The organism is Bifidobacterium sp. ESL0825 (genome assembly GCF_052606465.1).
In genome coordinates this window covers 1,300,518-1,312,554 of record NZ_CP199589.1, presented here as the reverse complement: position 1 = coordinate 1,312,554, position 12,037 = coordinate 1,300,518, and the positions used below count along the sequence as shown (strand labels likewise).

Genomic DNA, 12,037 nt, shown 5'->3' with positions numbered 1-12,037 from the left:
GGATGATGCATCAGTCACTATGATCGGTTTTCTTCTTCTTGGCATCTTTGGATTGTTTGGACTGGCTGTCGTTTTGACCGGCGGCATCCGGTTCGCTTCCTGCCTCTGTCGTGGCCCTGGGAGCTTGGGCCGTTCGCGCCGATGAAGGCGGGTCGAACCGGTAGCCCACGTTGCGGACCGTGCCGATCAGGTGCTCGTACTCGCTGCCCAGCTTGGCCCTAAGCCGCCGCACGTGCACGTCCACCGTCCTGGTGCCGCCGTAGTAGTCATAGCCCCAGACCTCCTGGAGGAGCTGGGCCCTGGTGAAGACCCTGCCTGGATGCTGAACCAGGTATTTGAGCAGCTCGAACTCCTTGTAGGCCAGGTTGATGGGACGGCCGTGGATTCGGGCCGTGTAGCTTTCGGTATCCACAACCAGGTCACCCGAGCGGACCTGACCGGTGGGCACCTGGTCCTCCGCCTCTTCTGGCTGAGCATCAGGCTTGCGTGTCGGGGTCACGCGCTGGCAGACCAGACGCAGCCTGGCCTCGACCTCGGCGGGCGATGCGGACTGAATGATCACGTCGGCCACACCCCAGCTGGCGTTGACCACGGTGAAGCCGCCCTCGCTCAGAATCAGGATGATGGGCGTGGACAGGCCCGAGGCTCGGGTCAGGCTGCAGAGGGTCTTGGCCTCGGCCAGGTCGTCGCTGGCATCGATCAGCAGCACGGTGTCCTCGGGCATTCTTACCAGGGAGGCGGCATCCAGAGGAAGAACGCGCACTCGATGGGAGAGCAGGGCCAAGGCGGGCAGAACCGATGCCGGGTCCTCGGCGCAGGTCATCAGGGTCAGATCCGTCACGGGGGTACCTTCTTCCCTGTCCGTTCGTCCATAGCGGTGGATTCCTTGAACAGTCGTCATCATTGTACAATCGGCCCGTCACCGGGGCTCCGAGTTCACAGGATGGCCTTGCCCTAGGATGTGACGTATGGCTCCCCGACGGGGACAGGCAGGAGGACCCATGGCGCAGACCGTAAAAGAAAACTGGGGTGGGCGCGCGCCCGCCATGACCCAGCTGCTGGCCTTGGCGGCCCTGATCCTGCCGGGCGCAGCGCTGGGCCTGCTGGCAGAGCCCCGGGTCGCTCGATGGGTGCAGGCCGTTCTGGTTTTGGGGCTGGCATCGGCTCTCTTGGCCTATTGGCCCTTGGTGGGCAAAGGCATCCGACCTGGTCCTGACCGAGCCATGTCCGGTCTGCTGACCTTGGTCGCTCTGGCGCCGGCCCTGGTCGTGCAGGGGCCCGGTGCCTTCTGGGCATGGCTGTCGACTGCGGCATTCCTGCTGGCCCTCCTGGCCGTGTTCATGTTTGTTCGGCAGATGCTGCGTCGGGACAGGCGGATGGTCATTCGTGGCATTTCTGCAACCGCCATGGGCGGGGTGACCGCCGTCGCCGCCTCGGGGTGGGTCTTCCTGCCAGAGCTGATCAGAGGCCTGCGACCTGACCTGATGCCGATCCTGGTGGTGCTTGTGGCCTTGCTGCTGCTGGTCGGGCTCATGACCTCGGGCTATCGCTGGGCCCAGGAGGCAGCTGATCGGCGTGGGGCCCTTGGTCTGGGGCTGATGTCGGTCCTTCTGGCCGGATCCATCGTGGTTCTGGCCGTCATGGTCTTGCAGGCGACGTTCTGATCTAGGCATTCATCAGGTGGTCCAGAAGGATCTGGATGCCCATGACGATCAGAATGATCCCGCCGGCGATTCTGGCAGGCTTGCGCCAGCGGGACCCGACGGCGTATCCGATGCGCAGCCCCAGAATGGAGGCGGCGGCTGTCACCAGCCCGATGACCAGTGCGGACAGCCAGATGTTGATGCCCAGCAGGGCCAGGCCCGCGCCCACGCCGAATGAGTCGATGCTGGTGGCGATGGCTGCAGGAAGCATCTGTCGCCAGGAGAAATTCTCCTCGCCGTTCGCTCCCTCCTCTTCGCCGTAGACGCCCTCGCGGATCATGTTGACCCCGATGGCTGAAAGGATGCCGAAGATAATCCAGTGATCCACGGCGGCCAGGGAGTCCTGCAGCATGGAGGCGGCGAAGTATCCTAGCAGGGGCAGCAGAGTCTGGAATCCGCCGAACCAAAGTCCGACCAGCCAATGATGGCGCGCCCGCAGTCGATCCACGGACAGTCCCTTGCTGATGGAGACAGCGAAGGCATCAGAGGATACACCTAAAGCGATAAACAACAATCTCAAGAACACGGCATTCCTTGAAATGGTTCATCCCTGGTGGGATGGGCCTCGACCAGGTCTCCTCAAACCCGCCTACGCCTCGGGAGCGTCGAGCGCGGAACTGCCGATTGGAGTCGGCTTTGAATTCGTTGAATGCCGTTCACATGCTACGCCATAACAGTACGGACATAGATTCTACTTGTCAGCGCTGTGATAATCAAGCATGGCAGGCTATCCGATCGGCCCCTTAGTGAGCCATGGTCACAGTCAGACTGCCCCCTGCCGCATGGACGGCGCTGATGACCGTGCTCAGCGCCGGATCCCCCTGATTGCTCAGGGCCTTGTAGATGCCCGACCGGGATCGGTCAGCATCAGAGGCGATGGCGCTCATATGCCTCTGTGCTCGCGCCACCTCGCCGAGTGCATCTGCGATGATTGCAGCCCCCTGCCGAGAAGTTTCAGCCTTGTCGGCCTCCTCCATGGCAACCTGCAGGTAGCGGACGGCTGTTTGCTCGGTATGTATATGGTCGCCTGCATGGAATTCCCTGATCTTCAACGTCATCACGACTCTGTCCTTAATGTGGTCCGTTTGTTGCCCATCTGGATGCCGTCAGCTCTCCAGATATGACCTCCACAGATGTTTTGCCCGGTCTATGTCCCTCTTCTGGTGAGTCTTGCTGTCGCCGCAAAGCAGCAACATGACCTGTTTGTTCCTCAGCCCGAAGTAGGTGTGGTAATCCGAACCATTGTGAAAACGCATTTCAAATATGCCTTCTCCCACAGTCTTCCAGTCGCCTAAAAGGTGTCCGGATCGTTTTATTTGTTCCCATCGGTGTAGGATGCGGGCCGCCGACTGAGTGTCTTTCAATTCATCAATCCACCGGCTGAATTCCTCAGTCTCCAGTACTTCAATGATGGATAAGGGCATGGTGTCGCTTTCCCCTCTTATTTCGAGAAGATGCGTCCCATTCCCCACAAGAAAGTGTACACTACAGTGTACATTGCAAGAATTGCTTATGACACCTGAATGTCGAGTGATTCGCGAATTCTGTAGTCAGTTTTCGAGTACTACTGATCCTGGTAGGTGACGGCATAGAACTCACCGTTCTGGAAGCGCGCCATGTATACATCGCTGACCTTGTCTATGCCCTGCTTGGCCAGTTGCTCGTTGAGCCAGTCCTCGTCCCGTCCCATGGTATCCAGCACGTCGGGATTGACCCGTCCGTCCATGACCACCGGATAGCGCACGTCCTTGTCACCCTCGGAGATGATGGTCAGGCTGCCGTTCTGCTCGACAATACCCCTTTTGACATCGCGGATGTCGTTGATGCCCTTGGTGCGCAGCTTGAAGTCCACCTCCTTGGCCGTCAGGTTGACCTTGAGACAGTTCTGGACCAGCAGCTTGCCGTTCTTGATGATGGTGACCGGTTCGCCGTCGATGTACTTGCCCACCGCGTGGATGTGGGTCTTGGCATACCGGGTGATGAGGATCAGCGCCGCCCAGATCAGCAGGATGACAATGTACTGGGCCATGGAGATGCTGTCGCTGTAGATGACACCGCCGATGATGCCGCCCAGGACGTAGTTCTGCAGCTGGTCCATGGGCGAGGTGGGCGCCAGGTTCCCCTTGCCGGTCACGTTGATGAGCAGGGTGATGAAGAGCAGCCCGACAATCAGCTTCAGGGCCACGTTGACGTAGAAATTGATATCCATGGGTCACTCTCCGATCACGGTGATGTCTGGGTGGTACAGGTCGGCGCGCTGCAGCAGGAATTCGGAGCCGGAGCTGTTGAATACCAGGGTGTAGTAGCCCTTGGGGGTCTTGATGATCATGTCGTTGTTGCGCGAGGTGTCGTTGATGCTGATTTGCTCAGGCTTGACCTTGAGTTTGGCGGCGGACTTGTCGATGACCGTGGTCAGTTGTCCGCTCTGCAGGCTGGCCGTGCGCAGATTGGTGTAGTCGCTGTACTGGATGGCCGCAGCCAAGAGGAGCAGGGTGGCCAGGATGATGGACAGATCCTTGTACTTGTGGTTCCACCGATGGCGGGAGTACATGAACAGGAAGAAGAGGAAGGCCAGGGCCAGAACGACGACCACGATGATCCTGATCATGGTCCAGTTGGTCTGCCCGCCCTTGAGGTACTGGTATGTATAGAAAGTCATAGCCGCTCCTGCCCTTGCGCGCGCACCCGCAATTCGCAATCGTAGACGGCCAGGCGCTTTTTGGGAGGATTTGGGCATGCAAAACCCCGGTTCGGGCGCTCGATTGGGCCCTTGCCGGGGTGGCTGTGACCGCTGGGCGGTTCTGAGAAGTCAGTGCTGTTCGGCCAGGCGCTGGCGTGCAGCCTTGATCTGGGTCTCGGCGGCCTCGGCGTTGGTCCAGTAGTCGCCGGGCATGACCTCCTTGCCTGGCTCCAGGGCCTTGTACTGCTCGAAGAAGTGCTTGATCTCCTGCTTGTGGAAGTCGGAGACGTCGTCGATGTCCTTGATAGCGTCGAAGCGCACATCGGCGGGCACGCAGAGGACCTTGTCATCCCCGCCGGCCTCGTCGACCATGTGGTAGAGACCCACGGCGCGGCATTCGACGATGCAGCCCGGGAAGACGGAATCGGGAATCATGACCAGGGCGTCCAGGGGATCCCCGTCCTCGCCCAGGGTGCCGTCGATGTAGCCATAGTCATCGGGGTAGCCCATGGAGGTGAAGAGGGTGCGGTCCAGCCTGATGTGGCCGCTGTCGTGGTCCATCTCATACTTGTTGCGGGAGCCCCGGGGGATCTCGACCAACACGTCGAATGTCTCTGCCATTGTCCTGTCTCCTTTTCGGTCTGGACGGCATAGGAATGTCTCATACACAGCATAACTGTCCCGGGGCACATTCGACCACAGTGCTTCGCTGACGCTCACGCCTGCTCGGCGGCCGCTCATACTCGATTCATGGGGTGGGCGAAGAGTGAGGACAAGTATGAACAAGCGCAGATGGACTGGTCTGCTGGCGGCCTTGGCTGCAGTGGCGACCCTTGTCGGCCCAGCGGCCCCAGCCATGGCTGGCGGCGGATCGGGGCATTCCGGCGGTGGTGCTGAAGGCAATGGCCGGTTTTGGCAGGGCTGGACCTACAAGGATGACGACCAAGGCTCCTTCGGCGGTTATGAGATAGGCAGCATCGACAGGGCCTTCTCCAAAATGGGGATTGTAGATGGCGGCAATGCCACCACTGCTCGGGTCAAACGCCAGGCTCTGGATGAGGCCAACGGCAACTGCCAGGCACGCTTTAACGAGGCCCATGCCGACGAATCCGGACAAAGCCACTGCCGGGTGACCGGCGTGGGTGTGGTCACGGGCTATCGCGGCTCTCAGCGGGTCTTCGATGGGGTCAGTATGGCAATCCATAGCATATGGATGGACAACTGGCGAAGTCAGGTGGCCAACCGCACTTTCAGCAACCGCGGGGTGACCTATAGGACCGGCGAACCTTTTTGGGACCAGCCCGGAGACAGCCTGGATAAGTTCGCCGACATGTATGCCGGCAACGAGCACAGCATCTCCCTAGTGGTCTTCATGCTCAATGACTATGAGCCTAAACCGGCCGATCTGCCGCCGAATCCGCCCGACAAGAAAGTGGATCCTGGCACCAGCGCGGATGGTATGACCAACCGCACCCGCATCGAGACAGGAACCGGTCGGGGCGGCCGCGAGTTGACCTTCAGCGATGTTTTCGATCCCCAAGGCAAGCAGTACCGTGTCACCGGGCAGAAGGTCAAAGACCTGACCAGCGGTGAGGATCTGACCAGCAAATTCGCTTTCAACACCGCCGATGGGAGCCGACCGCCCGGCAATAGGGCCACAGCCACCTGGAAGGGCGGGGCTCTTCCCGAGGAGCATCAATGGGTATGGCAGCTGGATGTGGCCGTCAAGCAGCCGGACATTGGGGTCATTCTGGACTCTGGAAAAGTGGATTGGAAGGGCAGCGTCCGTCAGGTTGACCAGTCGACCCCTGAGCGCCGCACTCCCACATGGAAGCCCAGTCCCGACAAATCCTGGATTCTGCGCGATCCCGCCACCGGGCTCTGGAAAGCAGTCGTTGACTCTCAATGGACCAACAAAACTGGTGGCGACGGACGTGCCTTTCTTGACGGCGACAGAGTGGGGTCGGTGGTCAACGCCACTGTTGAAGCCCATCTGATTGAGGCTCCTAAGGTTTTTGCCCTGACTGACGACTGGAGCGCTGCCGACTATCTGGTTGATCCAGATGGCGCTCGGGCTATTCGCGTTTTCGAGGCCAAGGCCAAGGCGGATGCAGATGGGCACTACCGCCGAAGCAGCATCCAGGACATTGTGGACAAGGGCAGGGATGTGACCGACCGTTTCGAGATCAGCGTGACCGGCACTCGGGCGCGGGCACAGGCCAAAAGCGGATGGCTGAAGGGTCTCAAGGGGATGGAGGATCCTAGACAGGTCACCATGTTGGTTCCTTTTACGGTTCGCTTTGCCAACGGTGGTGGTGCAGCCAAGGTTCGCAAGGATCTGGGCGGAACACCTGACCAGGAACTGACTTTCTGCAAGGCCCCGAACGGCCATGGCAGCCAGGGCGGGGTGCTGACCAACTCGGGTTCCCAGACTGTCAACACGCAGAGCGTACAGACCAACAAGCCGGGCATCTGTGGATACCTGCCTCCGGTGCGCAAGGATGTCATCTCGGAGGCCGGTCAAGGCGGGGAGCAGGCCAGTGTTGACGGCAAGGTGGTCTTTCCTGGCCAGCGGTTGGAGTATCAGTTGGATACCCAGCCCAGCCTGCCTGACAATCTGGCTTATCCTGTCAAATCAGTCATTCTGACGGATGTCTACGACCGCTGGTTTTTGCCCGACAAGCAGACCCTTGAAGTCACTGACCTGCAGGGCGGCGATGTCATCGCCAAGACCGGATACGCCACAAAGTGGAAGGACAAGGATCACAGTCTGCAGGTGACTATCACCGACCCCGCCCGGATCAGCCAGTGGCGCGCCGGGGGCAACCCCAGAATCCGCCTGCGCTTCGAGGGCAGGGTTGATCCCAAGGCCCCAACGAATCATCGGGTGGGCAATCAGTGGGTGCTGACACTGAACAACTCGTTGACCCCCTCCAACCAGGTAAGCAATCCACCGGCTGACTTCCATCCCTCGAAGAACGATGTCAGCGCACATGATCCAGGAGTCAGCATCGACGGCAAGGTGCTTTTTGCGGGCGACCGAGGGACCTACCGGATCAGTCTGGACGCCCGTCGCAAAGACACCGCCTATCCTGTCTGGCGGCTGGGTATGACGGATGCCTATGATGCTCGTCACCTGGATATCGATCCCAAGAGCATCGAGGTTTTGGGTTCCGACGGCCGCGATTACACCAAGGCTTTCAATATCCAAGTGGAAAACGGTGTAGTTATGGTCTTCGCCAAAACCGTGGATACCTATGTTCCTGCCACTGGCGTCACCCTCAAAGGGGATCCCCAGCCTACCGATCTGGCTGTCTATGCTGCTGCCCGCGGTCATAATCCCCTCAGAGAGCCGGCTATTGACCAAGAACTGCTGGGGCGCACCTACGATGTGGTCCTGCCTTACACGGTCATCCGCGCAGAATCAGGTCATGTAGTACGTAACCAAGCGACTCAGATCGTCAACGACCTACATAAAGCGACCAACGTGGTTACCAATCCGGTCAAGTTGCTCAATCCCGCCAAGGATGTGGTGGTCGCCGTGGGCGGGAAAAGCGCACATGGCGGCAGCATATACCGCGATCGGCTCTTCCTCTATCGCCTGGACTCCAGTCTGTTGCCGGCCGGAAGGGCTTACCCGCAAGTGAAAACCTGGCGGATCGAGGATCGGCTGGATCCCACGGTGGATCAGTTCACTGGCCATTGGGCCGTCTACGCTACCCAGGATCTCTACGAGAACGGGCGCATCCTGATTCATCATGGACAGATTATGGCTGGTTCGGATATGTCTGCAGATATCCATGGCGGTCCCTTGTTTACTATGACCGCTGACCCTGCAGGTCTGGTCAAAGTGGAGGCTACACCGCGATATTTGGCATTGGTCAGTGCTTCAGGCGACCGCCCAGTCGGTTGGAGGGCTTACCTGCAATGCAGAAGGCTGAAGAAGGTGGAACGTCATGAGAACCGATTTACTGAGTTCTATCAGGACAAGACTCTGGTCTCCAACACGGTCTGGACCAGAACGCCCGATATGACCCCGGCACTGCATATCGAGAAGTTTGATCAGGCCGGCGGTATGTCTAAGGGTGATCGGGATCAGCCGGAACAGGCCCTTCGAACTCATGATGATGTCCCTATTGTCTTCCGGATCACCAACGATTCTCCTCGCGATCCCAGCGATGGGACCGGAGCAATTTTCCTCGCCCGGCAACTACATTTGGAAGATCAGACAGTCGTCGGCCAGGGGCGTGTGACTCGGATTCGCTATCCTGACAACTGGTCGACCCTAATGCTACGGCCTGGCCAGTCTGTGGACGTGCATGCCACAGTGACAGGCATATCAGGTCGGCACACCGACAGGGCCCGAGTAGTTGGCAGCCCGCTGGTGCCCTGTCCGGTGGAGGATCAGGCTTCCTTGCCGCAATTGGAGAACGCCCAAAAAGCCACTGGACGAGCGGACTCTCGCGGAGTGGTAGTCGATGGTCGCCTGCTCTGCGCTGATCAAGCTGTTGAATCCAACAGTGATGACTGGAATGCTCTGGAAGCCGCACTGCCTAAGACCGGATCTTCGGTGGTGCTTCCCTTGGCCGTCGCCGCAGTAGCGGTCATGACCGGGCTTATCATCTTCCGCTTAGTCAGACAGATGTCCGCCAGGAATCATAGGAGACAGTGACCCTGGAACAAGTACAGAGACCCGTATGTGCATCTTGGTCTGCCGATTGGCTTAATGAGGCTGGTCGGCAGACCAGGGTCGGTCTCGACCTGTCGCAGGGCAGATAGATCTGGGAGAGCGATACCGGCCTGCTCCGGATCCAAGGCAGGGTGTGTCGGCTATTCGTCAGGCGAACGTCAGTTATTTTGGCCATTCCCAGATATCTTCAGAGTCTTATGTCATTTCTGCCTCGAGAAATCAGTAATAGGCAAAATAAAAGTTTGGCTGAACAAATGATTGTGCTGTCTGTATTAAAACATCCAACGGCTGAGGCGGACGGCTGTTTGGTAAATTGTCAGCCTCACGCTTGAGTGCAGCGGTTATGGATGTGATCGTCTAGTTTCTTGGATACCATTGACCTCGTAAAATGTCGGCCAAGGATGGCGGTGGAGAAGGTTAGCGATGGCGAAGGAAAACACCGAAAGCTCTAAAGATGGCGGGAAACCCTTGATGGTGGTGTTGAATCAGGCTATGCGAATTCCGGGGATGAAAGTGAATCGTGAGCAGTTTCTGCGTGAGCAGTTCGCCAGCGCTCCACGGCAGGTCATTGACGACATAGTAAAGAAGGGACCGGTGGCCGCCGGCTGCGATCGGAAGGTTCTTTATAAGATGGCACGGCAAATCGTGCTGAAAAGAACAGGACAATCCACTGGCGCATCTTTCTTGGCTGGAGTGCCGGGAGGGATTACCATGGCTGCCACAATTCCAGCAGATGCGGCCCAGTTCTACGGTTTTGCTTTTATAACAGCCCAAGAGATCGCCTATCTGTATGGAGAGGAGGATTTCTGGGAGGGTGTCCTACCAGATGATGAGGTGATCGGGAATCAATTGCTTTTATACCTCGGTGTCATGCTTGGTGCTGCTGGTGCCAGTTCGGCGGTGCGTTTGATCTCCACGCAACTGGGAAAATCCGCTTTGAAGCGTCTGCCGCAGAAGGCCTTGACAAAGGGAGTGATCTATCCGATCGTCAAATCGGTAGCCAAGACTATGTCCGTAAAAATGACTAAAAGCGTCTTTGCCAAAGGGGTTTCTAAGGCTGTGCCGATAATTGGTGGAGTGGTGTCGGGAGGGATTACCTGGACGACCATGCGTCCTATGGGTATGCACCTAATTTCCGTTATGGATGAGGCTCACTTTGGCTATTCACAGTCCGATGCGGATCGCGACTATAAAAAGGTACTGGATTTAGACATGGTCAATTCGCAGACATCCGGGAATCCGCAGGCATCGGAAACGTTGAATACACCGGCAGATTCTGAAGATGTTGAGACCTCTGATGCCCTGACTGTTCTGGAAATTAGCGAGAATTCGGATGATTCAGCGGATCTGGAGGATGCGGACGGTTGCGACGAACTATAGACCGACCCGAGTATATCAGGACTTTTCCTTAAGCTGTTCCCCTGGTCTGACACAGCAATAAATGTATGATTTGGCAATAAATCACAAGTCATTAGATTCAACATGCCTATGCTCCAGGCCAGGGGGGATTGCGTTAATTCTCCTCCGCGTCCAGCAACACCACGCCTTCAGGAGGATTGCTGTCGATGGCTCCCACTGTCTCATGTGGCAGGTAGGGCTCCTCCATGGAGGCGATCTCCTCAGGCGTGAGTTCCAAATCCAGCGCAGCCACAGCATCGTCAAGATGATGGGCTTTGGTGGCGCCGATGATCGGTGAGGCAACGCCTTTGGCCCACTGCCAGGCGATGGCTACCCGGGCCATAGGAACGTTGTGCCGCTCTGCCGCCTTTTGCACACGGTCAATGATGGCAAGGTCGTTGTCTTCGGCCCGGTCGTATTTGCCGCGCGAGACCTTATCAGTGGCGCTGCGCAGTGTGTCGGCGGTCCAGGTGGGCCGTGTCAGATGGCCGGCGGCCAGAGGGCTGTAGGGCATGAGTGAGACGCCCGTCTTTCTCGTCCTCCCGGTAAAGCAGGTTGTAATGGTTCTCCATGGCGCTGAAAGGGGTCCAGCCGTTGTCTCGAGCGACTTTCTGCATATCCTGAAATTGGCTGGCGTACATGGCCGAGGCGCCCAGCGCTCGCACCTTGCCGGCTTGGACCAGATCGTTGAGCGCTTCCACGGTCTCCTCGATTGGCGTTTCATAGTCGAACCTGTGGATGATATACAGGTCCAGGTAGTCGGTGCCCAGTCGCCTGAGCGTTCCATCGATCTCGCGATGGATGGCCTTGGACGAAAGCCGTCCCTCATTGAAGTAGACCTTGAAAGCGATGACCACCCGGTCGCGGCTTGTATGCTTTCTAAGCGCCTTTCCCCGGATATTCCTCACTGGTCCCAGCCGAGTAGCCGTTGGCTGTATCAAAGAAGGTGATGCCCAGGTCCAGTGCGTGCGCAACGACCGCGTCGGTCCTTTCCTCATCCAGTGTCCAGTCATGCATGGTGCCTGGTTTGCCGAAGCTCATGCACCCCACGCAGATCTTCGATATGTTGATGCCCGTTTCGCCCAGTTTTGTGTATTGCATTTAAGCCCCCCGGGCCTTCCTTGGTGCAGATGCAATCATGCTAGCAAGTTCGAGTCGGTGGAAGTCTACTTCGCGAAGGAGCATCCAAGCTTTTTGTCGCTTACCTGCTAAGAACTTTGACTAGCCAGATAGAAGAAAAGAGCTGGAATATGAGTGAATTTAGTTTCAGTTTTATTAGTAGCAATGATTGGGATTCGGGCTCGATACTTACGTAGTTGGATTTGTGCAGTGAGCTTTTGAACGAGCTAAGTTGAGTAGGTACTGTCTTGTATTCCTCCGCCTTACTGTTTTCAGTTGGAACAAGCAGCATTGTTGACCGACAGCCATTGGGTTCAAAAAATCAAGTGTACTTGCTGCTTTATAGGCATCCATCTGCTTTGCAGATGGATGCCTATAATATAAATATAAAGACCGAATCCCAAAAGCTGCAGCGAAGAAAACTCGGCAGCTCTACCTCCGTAGATT

At 57.7% G+C, this 12,037-nt stretch carries 11 protein-coding genes and 1 pseudogene; 3 read left to right on the top strand and 9 right to left on the bottom strand.

The window, feature by feature from the left end; all coding sequences use genetic code 11:
• Positions 1 to 10: 10 nt before the first annotated feature.
• Positions 11 to 841, bottom strand: a complete 831-nt coding sequence (locus ACUIAG_RS05740; RefSeq protein WP_445339308.1) for a winged helix-turn-helix transcriptional regulator — start codon at positions 839 to 841, stop codon at positions 11 to 13.
• Between the two features lie 160 nt (positions 842 to 1,001).
• Here ACUIAG_RS05740 and ACUIAG_RS05735 point away from each other — a divergent pair, with 160 nt between their 5' ends.
• Positions 1,002 to 1,664, top strand: coding sequence for a hypothetical protein (locus tag ACUIAG_RS05735; RefSeq protein WP_445339307.1), 663 nt, complete (start codon positions 1,002 to 1,004; stop codon positions 1,662 to 1,664).
• Between the two features lies 1 nt (position 1,665).
• Here ACUIAG_RS05735 and ACUIAG_RS05730 read toward each other — a convergent pair whose 3' ends face one another.
• The 6 genes from ACUIAG_RS05730 to ACUIAG_RS05705 all read right to left on the bottom strand — a co-directional run bounded on the left by ACUIAG_RS05730 (position 1,666) and on the right by ACUIAG_RS05705 (position 5,004).
• Complete coding sequence (locus ACUIAG_RS05730) at positions 1,666 to 2,229, bottom strand: manganese efflux pump MntP (protein WP_313838439.1); 564 nt, start codon at positions 2,227 to 2,229, stop codon at positions 1,666 to 1,668.
• A 217-nt stretch (positions 2,230 to 2,446) separates the two neighbouring features.
• Positions 2,447 to 2,761: an addiction module antidote protein gene (locus ACUIAG_RS05725; protein ID WP_024626894.1), complete on the bottom strand. Its 315-nt coding sequence runs from the start codon at positions 2,759 to 2,761 to the stop codon at positions 2,447 to 2,449.
• 48 nt (positions 2,762 to 2,809) lie between these two features.
• Entirely contained in the window at positions 2,810 to 3,127 is a 318-nt protein-coding gene (locus tag ACUIAG_RS05720; RefSeq protein ID WP_445339306.1) for a type II toxin-antitoxin system RelE/ParE family toxin, read from the bottom strand.
• 140 nt (positions 3,128 to 3,267) lie between these two features.
• Positions 3,268 to 3,912 (bottom strand): DUF421 domain-containing protein, encoded by a 645-nt coding sequence (locus tag ACUIAG_RS05715; protein ID WP_024626892.1) that lies wholly within the window; start codon positions 3,910 to 3,912, stop codon positions 3,268 to 3,270.
• Positions 3,913 to 3,915: 3 nt separating this feature from the next.
• Entirely contained in the window at positions 3,916 to 4,362 is a 447-nt protein-coding gene (locus ACUIAG_RS05710) for a DUF3290 family protein (protein WP_121915011.1), read from the bottom strand.
• Between the two features lie 150 nt (positions 4,363 to 4,512).
• The gene (locus ACUIAG_RS05705) at positions 4,513 to 5,004 is read right to left on the bottom strand and encodes an inorganic diphosphatase (RefSeq protein ID WP_101432914.1); all 492 of its coding nucleotides are present in this window, start codon (positions 5,002 to 5,004) and stop codon (positions 4,513 to 4,515) included.
• Between the two features lie 157 nt (positions 5,005 to 5,161).
• Between ACUIAG_RS05705 and ACUIAG_RS05700 the strand changes: the two genes are divergently transcribed.
• Positions 5,162 to 9,055, top strand: a complete 3,894-nt coding sequence (locus tag ACUIAG_RS05700) for an LPXTG cell wall anchor domain-containing protein (protein ID WP_445339305.1) — start codon at positions 5,162 to 5,164, stop codon at positions 9,053 to 9,055.
• Positions 9,056 to 9,496: 441 nt separating this feature from the next.
• Positions 9,497 to 10,453 carry a hypothetical protein gene (locus tag ACUIAG_RS05695; RefSeq protein ID WP_445339304.1) on the top strand — a complete coding sequence of 319 codons (957 nt, stop codon included), beginning with the start codon at positions 9,497 to 9,499 and terminating at the stop codon, positions 10,451 to 10,453.
• Positions 10,454 to 10,586: 133 nt separating this feature from the next.
• On the opposite strand, the pseudogene ACUIAG_RS05690 reads toward ACUIAG_RS05695, so the two are convergent.
• Positions 10,587 to 11,328 (bottom strand): annotated as a pseudogene (locus ACUIAG_RS05690) (aldo/keto reductase).
• A 22-nt stretch (positions 11,329 to 11,350) separates the two neighbouring features.
• Complete coding sequence (locus ACUIAG_RS05685; RefSeq protein WP_445339303.1) at positions 11,351 to 11,572, bottom strand: aldo/keto reductase; 222 nt, start codon at positions 11,570 to 11,572, stop codon at positions 11,351 to 11,353.
• Positions 11,573 to 12,037 lie beyond the last annotated feature (465 nt).